The organism is Corynebacterium sp. H127, assembly GCF_037482665.1.
GTDB lineage: Bacteria > Actinomycetota > Actinomycetes > Mycobacteriales > Mycobacteriaceae > Corynebacterium.
The window spans coordinates 470430-486930 of sequence record NZ_JBBHKY010000001.1 but is presented as its reverse complement, the minus strand read 5'-3'; the positions used below and the strand labels follow the sequence as shown (position 1 = coordinate 486930).

The window sequence follows — 16501 nt, the reverse complement described above, 5'->3', positions numbered from 1 at the left end:
CATCAAGATGGAAAATAACGAACAAGGGGACATTCTATCTGCATTTTCAGCGATTGCTGGCTTTCAAGAAATTAAGAATCGCATCCCATTCTTCTTCAGTTTGAGTTTCACCCGCAGCGAATGAGGCTTGGAGCTTTGCCAAATTGCGTTCCTTGTTGCCTACGAGCATGTTCTTAGGGGAGAACATGTAGGCGTCACCAGATGCCTCGAGGGATAGTAGTTCCTGTTGGGTGCGGTTGTAGCGTGCCGGGCGAGCAATTAGGGCCTCGGCGATTGCTGGATAGCGTCGAAAAGCGCGGCGGATCAGCTGAGGCCGGGTGATGGTCGGCTTAATGTACTCGCGTGGCTGCGAGCGCAGCACAAGGAAGGTGCTGAAGCCGTCCGCTTGGGCAGCGTCGAGGGGGATTCCGCCAGTTGGGCCAAGAGCGCCGTCGACATAGGGGATTCCGGCGATGATCGGCATGGGCATGATGAGCGGCATCGTAGAGGAAGCCCGCACCCGTTGCGCCAGATCTTGTTGTGTTGAGATATCCTCGCGGCCCCAATAGACCATCTCTCCAGTATCTGCACGTACCGAACCAATGCGAAATGGGGTCGGGTTGGCCTGAAACGCGGGGAAATCAATGGCAAACCTCTGGTCTGGGGCCGTAGAGGTCTCGTAGATGTACTCCGAGTTGAAATAGCCGCGGCCTCGCAAGAAGGATCCCCAGCCACCTGCCTGCGCAGAGGCTGGCATGTCAGTGAAGGCCTCGCGGGTGCGCTGGCGAGAACCAGATAGGTAGTTAACCGTGTGCGAAGTACCTGCGGAAATTCCGCCGACCCACCCAAAACGGATGTTCTCAGCAAGGAAACGGTCAATCACTGCGGCAGTATATGAATTGCGGGTGCCGCCCCCTTCAATGACCAAGGCAACGTTGGGGTAGTGCAATTCATGTGCAGTCATGTTTACAACATACAAAGTTGTACAACAATTAGGCGGGATTAACCCAGCTTAAGTACACTCGGTGCGCATGTACGGTGAACTTCATGGAACGTCGACCGCTCGGGTCGCCACCGACCGCCCCGCGCGGTACGCAAAGCAGCTAGTGTCGCACTTCGGCAATCACAACGATGGTCATTGGAGTGACGATGATGCCCGCGGAGATCTCAGCTTCGTAGGCGAGGGCGAAGCCTCGGAAAACCCGAAGAAAGCCTTCGAAGGCAAAGTACACGTCTCTTTTGTTGCGGCAGAACAAACACTGCTCATCCACATTGAAGGGCCAGAACGACTCATCGAACGCTTTGAACAGGTGGTCGGCAAGCACCTCGTTCGCTTTGGGGCCAAGGATGGACTGCACGTGCAATGGCGCCGATCCAATGGCGAAGCTGGGACCAGCCAATAGCGGCTGTTAGAGTAGCAAGAGAAAACATTCACCAACACGGGTGCTCGGAGACTGAACCGGGCTGAGATGCGCGAGATTGTGCGCGAACCGTATGAACCTGATCCGGGTAATTCCGGCGAAAGGGAGTAGCTCAATGAATCAATCAAAGTCTTGGCGTGTCGTCGACATCCTCGTGGCAGTAGTACTGGGTGTTGCGTGTGGCCTGATCTTTTGGGTGTGGAACTCGGTGGGATACGCCTGGTACGAGGCCCTCAACGCCCTCACCCCGGGTTTCGGTGGACTCGTTGCGGGCATTTGGCTGCTGGGCGGGGTGCTCGGTGGCGTGATTATCCGCAAGCCGGGTGCCGCGCTTTTCGTCGAGGTGCTTGCTGCCATCGTATCCGCAGTTATGGGCAACCAGTGGGGAATTGAAACGCTCTACTCAGGTTTGGCGCAGGGGCTGGGCTCGGAGTTGATATTCGCGATCTTCCTCTACCGGCGTTTCGGACTCATCAACGCAGTTTCAGCCGGAATCGGAGCTGGATGGGGAGCATTTCTCCTCGAGCTAGTAGCATTCGGCAACTTGGCCAAGGGTGCATCGTACAACCTGTTTTACCTTGGCTCTTTGACTATCAGCGGTGCAATACTCGCTGGACTTCTTGGCTGGTTGCTGATGCGGGCGCTTGCAGCAACCGGCGCACTTGATCGTTTTGCCGCAGGCCGGGAAAACCGCGCGCTGGTCTAGATGAGTCCACACGAGGGCGCTGGTGTCACGGCCCGCGGTTTTGGCTGGCGGCATGCAGGGCGCAAGAAGCCCGCGCTGAGCGACGTAGATTTCCGGATTAACCCTGGCGAAAGAGTTCTGCTGCTGGGAGAATCCGGAGCCGGCAAATCGACGCTATTGGCCGCAATAGCAGGAGTGCTCGGCGGCGAGGACGAAGGCGATTGGTTTGGAAGCCTAAAGGTTGCAGGTAGCGATGCCCGCGATGTCGCTGCCACCCGCGGGAAGGTAGGCATGCTGCTCCAAGACCCCGATGCGCAGGTCATCGCCTCGCGAGTCGGGGATGACGTTGCCTTTGGATGCGAGAACCTAGGGGTAGACCGCGAGGAAATCTGGCGCCGAGTGCCGGAGGCTTTGGCCCTCGTTGGCCTCCAGCTGCCACTCGACCATCCCACGGCCGAGCTTTCCGGTGGGCAGAAGCAGCGCTTGGCCTTGGCAGGAATTATCGCTATGGGAGCGCAGATCATCGTGCTCGACGAGCCAACTGCCAACCTGGATCCAATCGGCGTTCAAGAGGTTCGTGCGGCGATAGCCCGTATCACCGCGGAAACGGGTGCGACTCTGATCGTGGTGGAACACAGAGTAGAAACGTGGCAAGGGATCACCGATCGTGCCATCGTGCTCTCCAGCTCCGGTGGTCTGCTCGCAGATGGACCGTTAGCGCAGGTGCTGCCGGAGCAGGGGAAGCATTTGGCCGCCCACGGGATCTGGGTGCCGGAAGAATTCGTGGCTCCCGAGCAAAGGATCGAACTTTCTGGGCGCAGACCAGTAGCTACCGAGTCTGCATTGAGCGCAGAGAACCTCAGCACGGGGTGGGCTCGGCCAATAGGGCAACCGCACACGCTGCGGCTGCCCGCCGGCAATTCCACCGTGATCACAGGCCCGAATGGCAGCGGAAAGAGTACCTTGGCCTTGACCTTGGCAGGCTTGCTGCCTCCGCTCGGGGGGACGATTCGAGCAGCTGGGCAATCCGGGTTGCCCCACACGTGGCGATCCGCGAAGCTGGCTACCCAGATCGGCTTCGTGTTTCAGGACCCAGAGCATCAATTTCTCAGCACCTCCGTTCTGGATGAACTGCTGGTAGCACCCCGAGTTCTGGCGGCTCAAAGCCGCCGGCGATGGCCGTGGCAACCGGCCCCGGATGCAGCGGACGTCGATAAGCAGCGTGCAATGGAGCTGCTCGAACGGCTGCGACTCGAGCACTTGGCGGCGGCGAACCCATTCACGCTATCCGGTGGGCAGAAGCGCCGCCTTTCCGTGGCCACAGCCCTGATTTCCTCGCCAGGCATCGTGATTCTGGATGAGCCCACGTTCGGGCAGGACCGGCGCACTTTCCTAGACGTAGTCACCCTACTGCGTGAACTGACCGATACCGGAGTGAGTGTTGCCGCCATCACCCATGATGAGCTGTTCATTTCTCTGCTCGGAGACCACCGAATTGAGGTGGGGGTGTCTTGAATATCCTAAGTGGCACTAATCCAGTGACTAGAATTGGCGCGCTGGTGCTATTTACAACTCCGCTGCTGCTCAGCGTGGATTGGGTCTCGGCTGCAGTAGCGCTGGGAATCATCTTTGTGTTTGCACCACTGTGTGGCTTGGGGTGGCTCTCCTTGCTGAGAAAAGCCTGGCCAATACTCCTTGCCACCCCCATCGCTGGGTTGTCGATGGCACTGTACGGGCGGCCGGAAGGACATGAGTATTTCGCGTTCTGGTTCGCCCACGTGACAGATAATTCGCTTGAGCTGGCACTGGCAATCATGTTGCGCGTGTTGGCGGTAGCGTTGCCGGTGATCGTACTGAGCCGCGGGATCGACCCCACAGAATTGGGGGATGGATTAGCTCAGGTGCTGAAGCTACCGCAGCGCTTTGTGGTGGCCAGCGTGGCTGGGGTGCGCCTGATGACCCTGTTCCAGCGCGATTGGTCTGCGCTTGCTCGTGCTCGTCGCGCCCGGGGGGTAGCGGATCAGGGCCGCATCAAAGGGGCCTTCGGCATGGCCTTTGCGTTGTTGGTGCTCGCGATTCGGCGCGGCACCAAACTGGCTACCGCAATGGAGGCGCGTGGTTTCGGCGGGCCGACGCAGCGCTCCTGGGCTCGCTTATCGACGGCGGGTCCGCGCGATGCCTTAGTACTCAGCGGAGCCTTGTGCTGCGGCATCATCGCGATTGTTGTATCAGTGTATGCGGGCGAGTTCCGCTTCCTAGGAGCCTGAGATGAAACTGCCGCCAGGTACTCGCACTATCTTGATCGACGGACGCTCCGGGTCTGGAAAAACAACCTTTGCGCAGCGGGTAGCAGGCCAATTGGGGTGGCAATTGGTCCACATGGATGACCTGTATCCGGGCTGGAATGGTTTGGCTGCAGGTTCTCGTCTTGCTGCCAGCGATGTGTTGCGGACGGAGAATCCTGGGTTCTTTAGGTGGGATTGGGTGGCAGGAAGTCGCGGGGATTGGGCGCCTGTGGATGTCGATGAGCCAATAGTGCTGGAAGGCGTGGGGGCGTTGACAACAGACACTCTCCGCGCTGCCAATCTCCGGGGCGCGGTACTCAGCATTGTGTTGCGTTGCCCAGCATCGATAAGAAGGCAACGGGCGCTGGCGCGGGATCCGGAGTTTGCGCAGTGGTGGGAGATGTGGGCGCGACAAGAGCAGGCGCACTTCGCGCAGCTGCCGACCCCGGACGTGGTGCTTGATTGTCGGAGTATCGCGGACTTTGAGGTCTGCTGATCCCCGGGCAGACTAGATGATCTCGGCTATCAGCGCTGTGGGCCGGGCAATGCGGACGCCCTTCAGGGTGCGCACAATCGGGCGTTCAATCAGGATTGGGTGTGCTGCCATTGCGGCGAGGACATCCTCGTTCGAGGTTTCGGTGGAAAGGCCTAGTTCCTGGTATACGGGCTCGCCGCGACGAATGGCGTCATGTGGGCTGATGCCCGCTTCTTTGAACAATTCGGCCAGCTCTGCCGTGCTTAGCGGTTCCTTGAGGTAGTGGACTACCGTGGGGACGATTCCGTGATCTTCCAGATATGTCAGTGCTGCGCGAGACTTGGAGCAGCGTGGATTGTGATAGACGGTGACGCTCATGATGCTGGCAGCAGAGTGACGCTTGGTGCCCAGCTCAGTTCGATGCCGCGGGCGGTGAGCCAGCCCATGGCGTCGTCGCCAGCGCGGGTAATGCCATCAACGGCGGATAGGGTCGTTTCGATGGCTTTTTCTGCCTCATCGGCGGTGATAATGCCTGCTGAGGTTGCCGCCGCGAGTTCGTCGATATCCACTACCTCCACCGGCTCGCCGGTCACGGAGATGAGATCCACGTAGTAATCGCGGGTGTGCCACTTTTCGTCTGACACGGTGATAGCTGCAACATCAATATAGAAGTCTTGGTTGCGCTCGTAGCCGGGGCGGTAGTGGAATTTATTCACTCGCACACTCAGGGAAGGAAGGAGCCAACTCTCCAAGTAGCCGAATTCTGGATGATTGGCACCGCGGGCCATGTAGAGCCCGAATTCGGTCTCTAAGTAGGTGTCCACCTCGCGTAGGAAGCCCTTTGGGTCGATGTTGGTGTTAGCGGGGACGTCAAAGGTCTCTTGCTTCACTGGGTGGAGTTCAGTCATTGTGATCGATTCCTTAGGCTAGCTAACGAAGAATGAGGTAGCGGTTGGGGCGAAATTGCAGGTGTTGGTGGGTGCACCGGCGTCGTCGGTGAGTGTTACGCCACCGTCGAGCCATGCCAATACCTGGCCGGATCCGGTCCCTGCAACACCGGTCAGAGTGGCTGGCCCTTCCGGGTTAAGGCCGGTGTTAGTGAGCGGAGTGACCCCAACACGGAAAGTGTTGAGATTGACCCAGTGGACAAACATGCCACTTTGCTCTTTCGCAGCCGCCGGAGTTCCTAGCGCGGTGAAGACAAAAGCGGTTTCTCCGGCTTTGGCTCCGGGAAGGGGCAGTTCTGCTGGTCCTGGCACTGCGATGGCCGTGCCAGTGGCGGAAAGATTACCGTTGATGCAGCTAGCTGAGACGGTGGGCCAGATGAACTGGTTGATATTCGGTCCGCCTTCGGGCAAAGGCACCCCGCCTTCGCCGCCGTCTCGATAGAAACCGACTGCTGCGAGCAGTGCGTTGCGTACATCCTCAGGCACCCAAGGCTGACCTGCAAAGTTCTCCATTTGTTGGAGGATGTGTGGCGCTGGGCGACCGAGGTGGTCAACTGGGGAAGAGGTAAGCGGCGTGGCGTGCGCAGGCGGCACTACGGCTGCACTCAGCAGTAGTGCGAACATCGCTGGGGCGAGTCTGCGGGTCAGTGCACGCACGGCAAATAGTCTCTCTTTCGCTCATAGGGGGTAGCGACCTCAAAAGTCACAGTTTGCACTCTAGCAACAAAACGCTACTTTTGCCCCTTCAGTTTCAAACTTCCGGGTGGTCCCTCTAACTAAGGTGTCGGGAAAAGTCACGGCGCCGTTACGCCTGAACCTAAAAGGTGCGCTGAAGGGTAGGTGAGGAGTACGCTTGAGTCCCGTTGTATGTGCCCTGTAAATAGACAGGTCACGCCCGAAGTTTGATGGAGATTTTCGCTAGTGACACAAACAGAGTTCCGTAACGTAGCCATCGTCGCTCACGTTGACCACGGCAAGACCACACTTGTCAACGCATTGCTGGAGCAGTCCGGCGTATTCGGCGACCACGGCGAAGTTACCGACCGTGTCATGGACTCCGGTGATCTGGAGCGCGAAAAAGGCATTACCATTTTGGCCAAGAACACCGCCATCCGCCGCAAGGGGGCCGGCAAAGATGGTCATGACCTGATCATCAACGTCATCGACACCCCTGGCCACGCCGACTTCGGCGGCGAGGTGGAGCGCGCACTGTCCATGGTGGACGGCGTGGTGCTGCTTGTCGACGCCTCTGAAGGCCCACTGCCGCAGACCCGTTTCGTGCTCGGCAAGGCACTTGCTGCCAAGATGCCAGTGATCATTTGTGTGAACAAGACGGACCGCCCCGACGCACGTATCGACGAGGTCGTCGAAGAGTCCCAGGACCTGCTCCTCGAGCTCGCGGCAACCATCGAAGACCCAGAGGCCGCCGAAGCAGCTGAACAGCTCCTTGACCTCCCAGTACTCTTCGCCTCTGGCCGAGAGGGCAAATGCTCCACCGAGAACCCCGGCAATGGCAACGCTCCTGAGGCCGAGAACATGGACGCGCTTGTCGACGTCATCTATAATGTCCTCCCAGAGCCTTCTGCAGAGCTGGATGCACCGCTGCAGGCACACGTAACCAACCTTGACTCTTCTACCTTCTTAGGGCGCATCGGTCTGATCCGTATCTTCAAGGGCAAGATGAAGAAGGGGCAGCAGGTTTCTTGGATCCATTACGATTCCGAGGGCAATCAGCACATCAAGACGGCTAAAATCGCCGAACTTATGCGTACTGTCGGCGTGACTCGTGTGCCAGCTGATGAAGTTATCGCAGGCGACATCGCTGCCATTTCCGGTATTGACGAGATCATGATCGGCGATACCCTCGCCGACATTGACAACCCAGTGGCGCTGCCGCGAATCACCGTCGATGAGCCCGCAATTTCCATGACCATCGGCGTCAACACCTCCCCGATGGCTGGCCGCGGTGGTGGCGATAAGCTCACCGCCCGTGTCGTCAAGGCTCGCCTGGACCAGGAACTGATCGGTAACGTGTCGCTGCGCGTTCTTCCGACTGAGCGTCCGGACGCCTGGGAAGTTCAGGGGCGTGGCGAAATGGCCCTGTCCATCCTGGTGGAAACCATGCGTCGTGAGGGATTTGAACTTACGGTAGGTAAGCCACAGGTTGTGCCAAAGATCATCGATGGCAAGACCTACGAGCCATACGAGCACATGGTCATCGATACCTCATCCGAGTACCAGGGTGCGATTACGCAGCTCATGGCTGCTCGTAAGGGGCAGATGTTGTCCATGGATAACACCAGCTCCGACTGGGTACGCATGGAATATAAGATTCCTGCCCGTGGCCTCATTGGCTTCCGTACCACCTTCATGACGGAAACCCGTGGCACCGGCATCGCTAACCACTACTCCGAGGGCTACGAGCCATGGGCTGGCGAAATCAAGGGACGCGCAACCGGCTCTCTCGTTGCTGACCGTACCGGCCAGATCACCGCATACGCGCTGACCCAGCTTGCTGACCGCGGCCAGTTCTTTGTTGAGCCAGGCACCGAAGCTTATGAGGGCATGGTTGTCGGCGCTAATAACCGCGATGAAGACATGGACATCAACATCGCGCGTGAAAAGAAGCTGACCAACATGCGTTCCGCAAACGCGGACGCTACGGTGACGCTGGCTAAAGCGCGCAACCTCTCCCTGGAAGAAGCCATGGAGTTCTGTGGCGGTGACGAGTGCGTCGAGGTTGCCCCTGACGTCATTCGCGTCCGAAAGGTGATCCTCAACGCGACCGAGCGTAACCGCGCCCGGTCCCGTCAAAAGCAGCTGAATAAGTAGTTTGCTTTTCTTTCCCCCGCCGTTTCCGGCGGGGGAATTTTTTCATACACTGGCTGCTAATGGATTCCTTAAAACTCACCCCTGTCATCGGCGTTGGGCTGATGTTTGCAAGCAACGGCGCACTTTTTGCGAGCTTGTTGCCCTGGTACCCGACCCTGATGCGGGAATGGGGGCTCTCCGAGGCCACCTTCGGCCTCACCGTTGCCTGCTTTGCGCTTGGTTCGATCCTGTCTTCCACTGTCCCAGCTCCGGTGGTAAAGAGGTTTGGGCCGCAGAACACGGTTATCGGTGCAACGGCTGTCATGGCCGCTCTACTGAGCTTGGGTGGCACACTGAGCAGTGGGCTGATGCTGGCAGTGTTATTGCTCGCCCTGGGGTTTGTGGATCCAATCGTGGATGTAGCACAGAACGTGGCAGCGGTGAAGGTACAGGACAAAGTCGGATTTTCGATCATGTCTAGTGTCCACGCCATGTGGAGTCTGGGCGCCGCTCTCGGCGGGGCGGCGGCCACCCTTGCTGTGGGCGAAGTCGCCATGACGCATCACTTGTTGCTAGCAGCTGTGGTTGCGGTCGTCATGGCCACAGTGGGGGCGCGCATGACGGGCGCGCTGCCTGCCGACGTCGCGGAGGAAAAAGCGGGCAAACCCAGAAACCTACAAACGCTCTGGCTAGTGTTGCCCATCGTGGTGGTAGCTATGAGTGGCACCATTGTGGAGGAAGTCGCGAACAGCTGGGCACCACTGATCGCGCACCAACTGGCTGGGGTGCCAGTAGCTGACGCAGGTATTGCCTTGACTTTGATGCTGAGCGCGCAGTGCATCGGCCGCTTTGCCGGAGACCCAATGATTAACCGCTGGGGGAGAGTCAGAATCGCGCAGTTCGGTGGTGCATTGATCACGGTAGGCGCGGTGCTTGCCATATTCAGCCAAGGGACAGCCCTGTTGTACCTAGGCTTAGGTCTTGCGGGTTTTGGGTGTGCGACCATCGTGCCCAGTGCTTTCGCTGCTGGTGCAGCGCTCCCGGGAGTCTCAGCTGGCGCCGGTCTGACACTCGTTTCCTGGCTGATGCGGATTAGCTTCTTGACGGCGAGCCCCATCATCGGCGCAATCGCTTCGGTCAGCTCACTCCGGGTCGCCCTAAGCCTCCTAGTCTTAGGCGGTGTGACAATTGTGTTACTTGGTCACAAGCTCAACCCACGCAGCGTGGTAACAATAGAGAAATGAAGCTTCCTTCGATTCGAGTTGGCGCTGCTGTTGCCGTCGCTACGCTTGCTGCTGGCTGCGCCGCGCAGCCTGGCCCCGCCCCCATCCAGCAAGAGGACGCGCCGACCACTGCGCAGGTGACGGTGACTCCAGAGGTGCCAGCGGATAAGAAGAATCGGGAAGAGCTGGTGATCGGTATTGATACGGTGACCAATGGTTTCAACCCGCACCTGCTTGCAGATGATTCGGCTTTCGTGCAATCGCTTGCGCAACTCGTGCTACCGAGCGCTTTTTATGACGGTGATATGAATTCCGATCTGTTGGTTTCGGCTGCGGAAATCGAGCCGAGTCCGGGCGCTGTGCAAACAGTGCAGTACCGGATCAAGAACGAAGCACAGTGGTCCGATGGCTCGCCCGTCACCGGAGCGGATTTTCACTACCTGTGGAGCAACCTCAGGTCTCAACCCGGCGTGATCGATCCGGCGGGTTACCAGGCAATGAAAGACGTGCGCACCTCCGAAGGCGGCAAGCTCGTGACCGTTGACTTCAGTCGGCGCATCGATGCTTGGCAACAGCTTTTTCAAAATCTTCTGCCTAGCCACCTACTGTCCATCGGCACGGAGTCCTTTGACAGAGTGATGGCAACGCAAGTGCCAGCTTCTGCGGGTCGCTATATGGTGCGCACCATTGATCGGCGTCGTGGTGTGATCGAACTTGCGAGAAATGACCGTTTTTGGGGTAAAGATACCGCCGACGTGGAACTGTTGACCTTCCGAGAAACCACCAATGTCAGTCAGGCTGCTGAGATGCTGCGCACCGGCCAGTTGAGTTTTGCGCATCTGACCCCGGCTGAGACTACTTTGGATTCGTTGCGACTAGCCCAGGGGCTGCAGGTAAGAACGGTGGATCGGGATTCAGTACTTGGTTTGAGTTTTAATACTGCGACTCTGCACGATGCAAGTCTGCGCAAGACCATCGCGTCCGCGATCGACGTGCCGCTGGCGGCCCGGCTCGCCGCCGGCCGATCCTCCGATTTGGCACTGGCAGATTCATACCAAGCGGGACCACTCCCGCGGGATGAGGCCGCAATTGCAAGCGCGCAGCAGCTCTTGGGTCGCCCTTTGAAAATTGCGGTGGATCCTGCAGAGGACAGTTCCCGGGATGGTGCGATCGCTATCGCAGACATGCTGCGCCGGGCTGGCTTCAGCGTAGAGATCATCCAAACGGACTTTAAAGATATTACTGCGCAGCGGATTTCCAAGGGGGAAGTGGACTTAGTTGTAGGGTGGCAACGTCAACCCGATGATGCGCTCACAGCTGCGGGCCGATATTCTTGCGCGACTGAGGGTATCGTCGCGGACAACCTGTCAATGTGGTGCGACAAGAACACCGAACAATACTTCGCTGAGGCACTAGCCCGCAATGCGTCGAAGGAAGAAATCCATGCGTATGTGACAGAGCTGAACAGTGCCGAAATGCTCTCGCTTCCGATCATGCGAGATAAGCGAGTAGACGTGTTGAGCTCGGGTATTGTAGGTCCTGCTCCTCAATTGGACCAGTGGCCCGTGGTGGCGGACTCCTCAGTGTTGTCCACCGCGCATAAATGGAAAGAGAAATGATGCGGGATTTGACGGGGCTTCGCGTCGTTGCGGTGCATGCACACCCAGATGACGAGGCCATTTGGACCGGCGGTGCATTGGCCGATCTCGCACATCGTGGCGCCGATGTCACGGTGGTCACGTGCACCCTTGGTGAACAGGGCGAAGTTATTGGTGAGCCCTTCCAGCAGCTCGTTGCCGATCAAGCCGACCAACTAGGTGGGTTTCGCATCGGAGAACTGCAGGCATCCCTGCGGCACCTAGATGTCCGGGGTGTTTTCCTCGGCGGTGCTGGTCGGTGGCGTGATTCCGGAATGATCGGTGACCCCGCCAATGATTCACCCCGTGCGTTTATCCATTCCGGCGATGTCGCGGTGCAGCAGCTCAGCGAGCTTTTCGACGCCCTCAAGCCCCACATCGCGATCACCTATGGGCCAGACGGCGGCTATGGTCATCCTGACCATATTCGGGCGCACGAGATTACGCACGCTGCGGCTGAGCACCATGAAACCCAGCGGATTTACTGGGCAGTGACGGATCGCCACGCTCTTGAAGCTGGGCTTGCAGACATTAGCGAGATCCCCACAGGGTGGCGGCACGCTGCTGCGGGGGAACTTGCGGCCGTCGATAGGCACGATGTGCGGCTGGAGCTCAGCGATGTTGCTGTTGCCGCGAAACTCCGCGCGATGAAAGCTCACCCGACTCAGCTGTGGATCGCCGACGGTGATATGAACGCGGTAAACCCGCTCGCCGCTACCGCCACTTTGCGTCAGACCAACAATGCGCTCGCGGTATTTGCACTGAGTAACCTCATCGCACAGCCCCTCTTGCGCTGCGAGTACTACCAAATCGGCGCCGGAACACCCGTCGCTAAGGGGACCGTACTTTCCGAGCTAGCTGGGGGAGTGTCGTGGTAGATCAGAAGCCCTTCGTTTACTCCGATCACTCGCGCGGTGAAGTCGTCTTTGGCATGTTGTGGCTCACGCTGGGCGCGTTGATGAGTGTGCTGCTAGAAGTTGTCTACCTAGGTACCTGGATCGCTCTGCCTAGCGGGCAGCATGTGCCACTGCCGTATCCGATCCTCATCGCCTTCCTCTTCAACATGGTGCTCACCAAGACGGCTCGCCTATGGTCTACAAACTTCAGCGTGTTTTTCATCCCACTAGTTGCATGGATCCTGGGCTTTCTCACACTGACTTTCTGGGTGAGCTTTTCAGGGGATATCCTAGTGGGGTCAAACCCACGCAGCTTAGCGCTACTGGCCGCCGGAATCGCCGGGGGTCTGTGGCCGACGTTCAAGCCGCAAGTGGCACAATAGAATCCATCTCCCACTCCTGGGTACCGATTTTCGAAAGAAACAAATGACTTACACCATCGCACAACCTTGCGTCGACGTAATGGACAAGGCCTGCGTCGAAGAATGCCCTGTTGACTGCATCTATGAGGGCAAGCGTTCCTTGTACATCCATCCGGACGAATGCGTAGACTGTGGTGCCTGTGAACCAGTGTGCCCAGTTGAAGCTATCTTCTATGAAGATGATGTCCCTGATGAGTGGGTCGAGTACAACGATGCCAATGCTGCATTCTTTGATGACCTTGGCTCACCAGGTGGTGCCGCCAAGCTCGGCCCACAAGATTTCGACCCAGAACTCGTCGCCAAGCTTCCACCGCAGGCTGCTGAATAATGCCTGCTAGCCCGCGCGTTCCTCTTGGCAACAGGCTGCCGGAATTTCCCTGGGACACTCTTGCCCCAGCGAAGGAAAAGGCAGCCCAGTTCGACGGTGGCTTGGTCGACCTTTCGATCGGCACGCCTGTCGACGCCATCGCGCCGGGCATTCAGCTGGAACTCAGCAATGCGGCAGCCGCCCCGGGGTATCCGCCTACCCAAGGCATCCCCGGTCTCCGTGAAGCTGCAGTCGACTGGCTGGCACGTCGCCACAATGTTCCGGGAATGGAACCCGAATATCTTTTTCCCGTGGTCGGGACTAAAGAAGCAGTGGCATTATTGCCATTGATGTTGGGCCTCGGTGCTCAGCACACGGTGGTCATCCCTGAAGTGGCTTATCCGACTTATGAAGTTGCCGCGTTGACTGCCGGGTGTCGCGTGATTCGGGCGGACTCGTTGACCCAGCTCGGACCGGCAACCCCAGCGCTGCTGTTCCTCAACACTCCGTCAAACCCCACCGGAAAGGTGCTTGGCCTAGAACACCTGAAGAAGGTGGTCTCCTGGGCACAGCAGCGCGGTGTGATTGTTTGCTCCGATGAGTGCTACATCGGTCTGGGCTGGTCTGATACGAATCCGCCGATCTCAATTCTGGATCCCCGGGTCAATGGCGGCGATCTCACTGGTCTGTTGGCGCTGCATTCCTTGTCTAAGTCCTCCAACCTGGCGTCCTATCGTTTCGGATTCTTCGCCGGCGATCCCGCCTTGATTGCGGAGCTCGGGCTGGCGCGAAAACATCTTGGCTTTATGGTGCCAGGGCCGGTGCAACGAGCGGCGATCGCAGCGCTTTGCGACGACGAACAAGAACAACTCCAGCAGCTTCGCTACTCTCGGCGCCGACTGGCACTATTTAAGGCGCTCATTGCCGCTGGGTTTGACATTGATGACTCGGAAGCCGGCCTCTACCTGTGGGCAACTCGGGGAGAGGATTGCCAGGAGACGGTGGCGTGGTTCGCTGAGCGCGGAATTCTGGTAGCGCCCGGTTCCTTCTACGGCCCCAAGGGCAAACGGCACGTTCGAATCGCCCTGTCTGCGACGGACGAGGACATCGCAGCAGCTGTCGAGCGTATCCTGACTTAGCTTCATGCGTGACTGTCCGCTCCCTGCGCGCGAGGGAATCTCCCCGCAGCGGGTCATGCTCAGCGGAGTAGTGCCTGACTGTCCTGAATATGTGGCTGGTCGCGCGGGAGATAGTCCCTTTGCCTTCGGCGAGGCTATCCCTGCTGGTACGGTTTTGGAACGTCCCGTACTGGCGTGGTTTCATCCGGTTGTTCCACCCGAGCCCACAATCCCATTTCAGGAAGTGATTGTGGACGAGCTTCCTGGGCTGGTCGTGGTAGCGAAACCTGGGTTTGTGCCGTCGACTAGCAATGGGCGGATCCAGCGTGAAACGGTGCAGACCCGCCTGCGTATCCGGCTGCGCAACGACGCAATAGTGCCACTGCATCGTCTTGATCGCATGACTAGTGGGTTGCTGGCATGTTCGAGCGATCCGGCGACCAGGGGCTTTTACCAGCAACAATTTGCGCAAAGAACAGTGCGCAAGCGCTATCATGCGCTGCTTACCAGGCCACTGGCGGGCTTCGCGGAGTGGCAGACGGTGTCGGTGCCGATGCGGAAGCAGCCTGGTAAAAGGGCAGTCGAGGTGGGGTCTGGCACTATGACGGTGACTCGGGTGCGCACAGTGGGTGGACGGTTGGTGGAATTGGAGCCACAGACCGGGTTCACGCATCAATTGCGGGCGCTGTGTGCATTTCTTGGGGCGCCGATTGAAGGCGATGATACCTATCCGATTGCGGGAAAGCTGCAACTCTATAACTATTCTGAGCAACTCAAACTGTGCGCTTCTCAGCTTGAACTGGGGATTTATCCCAATTACGAGCCTAAGGTGTGGACTATGCCACAGCTTGCCGATCCCGGGTTTTGGCAGGTCGGGTAGTAGGATCTAACGGATATGTCCTGTCCGCCGTGTAAGAAGAGTGACTGTTGAGTAATAGCGTTCCAGTGTTTCGCGATCGTCTTAAGACGAACACCAGCCAATTCATTAAGTTTGGCATCGTGGGCGGCTCCGGCGTTCCCGTGAACCTGTTGGTAGCAGCGCTTGCTATGAAGATCTCGCTGTGGACGGGCGGGCCCGCATACCACGATGCTGTCATTGACATAGTGGGCACGCCCTTCAATATTCGCGGTTATCACGTGTTCCAGGCCATCGCATTCTTGGTGGCCAATCTCTGGAACTATCAGCTCAACAGGTCGTGGACCTTTGGCAATCTGGAGAAGCGTAGTTGGCTGCGGGGATTCTTCCCGTTTTTAGCCACAGGTTTACTGGCCTTCTTGGTGCAGATGTTTGTTACTACTCTGATGCTCAATCCGACCTCGCCGTTGGCGCTGCCGGAGTTTCTGGACGATTCCTCTGGGCTGAAGAACCGCTTCTACTGGGCGCAGGCGATTTCGATTCTGGTTGCTATGCCGGTGAATTTCATCGTGAACAAGCTGTGGGCATTCCGCACCCGGAAGCCCACACACATTGTGCTGTCTGAAACCCCTAGTTAATCCTCCAGCTCTGCATCCAGGCGGATCTGGTCCCTATCGTGGAGTTTCTGAGTGATGATTGGAATCAGGAACGCCAACGCCAGTGCCGTGGACACTGCTCCGACGATGCCACCGACGGCGTAAGCGGCATCGCCTTCGTGGTTAGAAAACAGTGCTGCGAGCCACGCGGTGAGTGCGCCAACCATGAGCGCCCATTCCCAGCGCCACAGGTCCTTAAAGCCCTGGATTTTCGGGCGTACCACACTGCGCTTGAGCCAACTGTTGCTGGTGAAGATCCCCACGTAGCTAGGTAAAAGCGCTAGGAATGACAGGTTTACTAGCTCATCCGGAAGGCTCCATGCCAGGATCGGGGCGACAATTATGCAGGACATTGAGCTCCAGAAGCTGCCCACGGTGGCTGACTTATGGGCTTGGAGCTTTTCAAACTCATCGGCGTAGTACTTCTCTGAACGCTCGATGATGCGATCGTTGAGACCCATTGTGTTAGTTCCCTTCTTGTTCGCGGCCGAAGACGCGCTCGACTGTTTCGTTCAATACGTGGCAGATGTCTAAGGCGAGATGGACGGAAGGGGAGTAGTTCCCCTTTTCGATGTTGGCGATTGTCTGTCTGGAAACCCCGATTTTGTCAGCCAGGTCGCTCTGGGAGAGCTCATTCCAGCGCCTTAGTTTGCGCACCATATTGGCGGTAAGTTCTTCCACCATTATGTAACCAACTCCTTACTATGTAATTAATTTTGTAGTCATAGTGTAAAGGATAGTTTGCAATATGTCTACTAAAAAGGCCGCCGGTTCCAGTTTTAC

20 protein-coding genes and 1 riboswitch are annotated in these 16501 nt (G+C 58.1%); of the genes, 14 read left to right on the top strand and 6 right to left on the bottom strand.

Features of this window, described 5'->3' with window-relative positions; all coding sequences use genetic code 11:
• Nucleotides 1-46 precede the first annotated feature (46 nt).
• Entirely contained in the window at nucleotides 47-943 is an 897-nt protein-coding gene (locus tag WG936_RS02340; RefSeq protein ID WP_339563788.1) for a patatin-like phospholipase family protein, read from the bottom strand.
• Between the two features lie 67 nt (nucleotides 944-1010).
• Here WG936_RS02340 and WG936_RS02335 point away from each other — a divergent pair, with 67 nt between their 5' ends.
• The 5 genes from WG936_RS02335 (at nucleotide 1011) to WG936_RS02315 (ending at nucleotide 4866) form a co-directional block, all read left to right on the top strand.
• The gene (locus WG936_RS02335) at nucleotides 1011-1382 is read left to right on the top strand and encodes a DUF2218 domain-containing protein (protein WP_339563787.1); all 372 of its coding nucleotides are present in this window, start codon (nucleotides 1011-1013) and stop codon (nucleotides 1380-1382) included.
• Nucleotides 1383-1408: 26 nt separating this feature from the next.
• Nucleotides 1409-1524: riboswitch (TPP riboswitch) on the top strand.
• Nucleotides 1516-2106, top strand: a complete 591-nt coding sequence (locus tag WG936_RS02330) for an ECF transporter S component (protein ID WP_339563786.1) — start codon at nucleotides 1516-1518, stop codon at nucleotides 2104-2106. It overlaps the preceding riboswitch by 9 nt.
• Nucleotides 2107-3600 carry an ABC transporter ATP-binding protein gene (locus tag WG936_RS02325; RefSeq protein WP_339572003.1) on the top strand — a complete coding sequence of 498 codons (1494 nt, stop codon included), beginning with the start codon at nucleotides 2107-2109 and terminating at the stop codon, nucleotides 3598-3600.
• Nucleotides 3597-4352 carry an energy-coupling factor transporter transmembrane component T family protein gene (locus tag WG936_RS02320; RefSeq protein WP_339563784.1) on the top strand — a complete coding sequence of 252 codons (756 nt, stop codon included), beginning with the start codon at nucleotides 3597-3599 and terminating at the stop codon, nucleotides 4350-4352. Before WG936_RS02325 ends, WG936_RS02320 begins: the two co-directional genes overlap by 4 nt.
• Nucleotide 4353: 1 nt before the next feature.
• Nucleotides 4354-4866 (top strand): hypothetical protein, encoded by a 513-nt coding sequence (locus WG936_RS02315; protein WP_339572002.1) that lies wholly within the window; start codon nucleotides 4354-4356, stop codon nucleotides 4864-4866.
• Between the two features lie 12 nt (nucleotides 4867-4878).
• Here the strand turns inward: WG936_RS02315 and arsC are convergent, their stop codons facing one another.
• The 3 genes from arsC to WG936_RS02300 are packed head-to-tail and all read right to left on the bottom strand — an operon-like array spanning nucleotide 4879 to nucleotide 6449.
• Complete coding sequence (gene arsC, locus WG936_RS02310) at nucleotides 4879-5223, bottom strand: arsenate reductase (glutaredoxin) (protein WP_339563782.1); 345 nt, start codon at nucleotides 5221-5223, stop codon at nucleotides 4879-4881.
• Nucleotides 5220-5753: a DUF402 domain-containing protein gene (locus WG936_RS02305; RefSeq protein ID WP_339563781.1), complete on the bottom strand. Its 534-nt coding sequence runs from the start codon at nucleotides 5751-5753 to the stop codon at nucleotides 5220-5222. The genes arsC and WG936_RS02305 overlap by 4 nt, the downstream gene beginning before the upstream one ends.
• A gap of 18 nt (nucleotides 5754-5771) precedes the next feature.
• Nucleotides 5772-6449 carry an Rv1157c family protein gene (locus WG936_RS02300; protein ID WP_339563780.1) on the bottom strand — a complete coding sequence of 226 codons (678 nt, stop codon included), beginning with the start codon at nucleotides 6447-6449 and terminating at the stop codon, nucleotides 5772-5774.
• 264 nt (nucleotides 6450-6713) lie between these two features.
• Here WG936_RS02300 and typA point away from each other — a divergent pair, with 264 nt between their 5' ends.
• From typA to WG936_RS02255, 9 genes are read left to right on the top strand one after another with little or no spacing between them, the layout of a single operon-like run.
• A complete protein-coding gene (gene typA / locus WG936_RS02295) occupies nucleotides 6714-8624 on the top strand; it encodes a translational GTPase TypA (protein WP_339572001.1) in 1911 nt (636 codons plus the stop codon).
• Nucleotides 8625-8683: 59 nt separating this feature from the next.
• A complete protein-coding gene (locus tag WG936_RS02290; protein ID WP_339572000.1) occupies nucleotides 8684-9847 on the top strand; it encodes an MFS transporter in 1164 nt (387 codons plus the stop codon).
• The gene (locus tag WG936_RS02285; RefSeq protein WP_339571999.1) at nucleotides 9844-11445 is read left to right on the top strand and encodes an ABC transporter family substrate-binding protein; all 1602 of its coding nucleotides are present in this window, start codon (nucleotides 9844-9846) and stop codon (nucleotides 11443-11445) included. Before WG936_RS02290 ends, WG936_RS02285 begins: the two co-directional genes overlap by 4 nt.
• Nucleotides 11445-12341 (top strand): N-acetyl-1-D-myo-inositol-2-amino-2-deoxy-alpha-D-glucopyranoside deacetylase, encoded by an 897-nt coding sequence (mshB, locus tag WG936_RS02280; protein ID WP_339572030.1) that lies wholly within the window; start codon nucleotides 11445-11447, stop codon nucleotides 12339-12341. Before WG936_RS02285 ends, mshB begins: the two co-directional genes overlap by 1 nt.
• Nucleotides 12342-12394: 53 nt before the next feature.
• On the top strand, nucleotides 12395-12742 hold the full coding sequence (locus tag WG936_RS02275; RefSeq protein ID WP_339563956.1) for a hypothetical protein: 348 nt from the start codon (nucleotides 12395-12397) through the stop codon (nucleotides 12740-12742).
• 43 nt (nucleotides 12743-12785) lie between these two features.
• A complete protein-coding gene (gene fdxA / locus WG936_RS02270) occupies nucleotides 12786-13109 on the top strand; it encodes a ferredoxin (RefSeq protein WP_339563776.1) in 324 nt (107 codons plus the stop codon).
• Nucleotides 13109-14227: a succinyldiaminopimelate transaminase gene (dapC, locus tag WG936_RS02265; protein ID WP_339571998.1), complete on the top strand. Its 1119-nt coding sequence runs from the start codon at nucleotides 13109-13111 to the stop codon at nucleotides 14225-14227. The genes fdxA and dapC overlap by 1 nt, the downstream gene beginning before the upstream one ends.
• A 4-nt stretch (nucleotides 14228-14231) precedes the next feature.
• The gene (locus WG936_RS02260) at nucleotides 14232-15086 is read left to right on the top strand and encodes a pseudouridine synthase (protein ID WP_339563774.1); all 855 of its coding nucleotides are present in this window, start codon (nucleotides 14232-14234) and stop codon (nucleotides 15084-15086) included.
• Nucleotides 15087-15130: 44 nt separating this feature from the next.
• Nucleotides 15131-15700, top strand: a complete 570-nt coding sequence (locus tag WG936_RS02255) for a GtrA family protein (protein ID WP_445227923.1) — start codon at nucleotides 15131-15133, stop codon at nucleotides 15698-15700.
• On the opposite strand, the gene WG936_RS02250 is transcribed toward WG936_RS02255, so the two are convergent.
• Together WG936_RS02250 and WG936_RS02245 are read right to left on the bottom strand one after the other, a co-directional pair.
• Nucleotides 15697-16179, bottom strand: a complete 483-nt coding sequence (locus WG936_RS02250) for a hypothetical protein (RefSeq protein WP_339571996.1) — start codon at nucleotides 16177-16179, stop codon at nucleotides 15697-15699. The genes WG936_RS02255 and WG936_RS02250 overlap by 4 nt on opposite strands.
• Before the next feature lie 4 nt (nucleotides 16180-16183).
• Nucleotides 16184-16402 (bottom strand): helix-turn-helix transcriptional regulator, encoded by a 219-nt coding sequence (locus WG936_RS02245; RefSeq protein ID WP_339571995.1) that lies wholly within the window; start codon nucleotides 16400-16402, stop codon nucleotides 16184-16186.
• Between the last annotated feature and the right edge of the window lie 99 nt (nucleotides 16403-16501).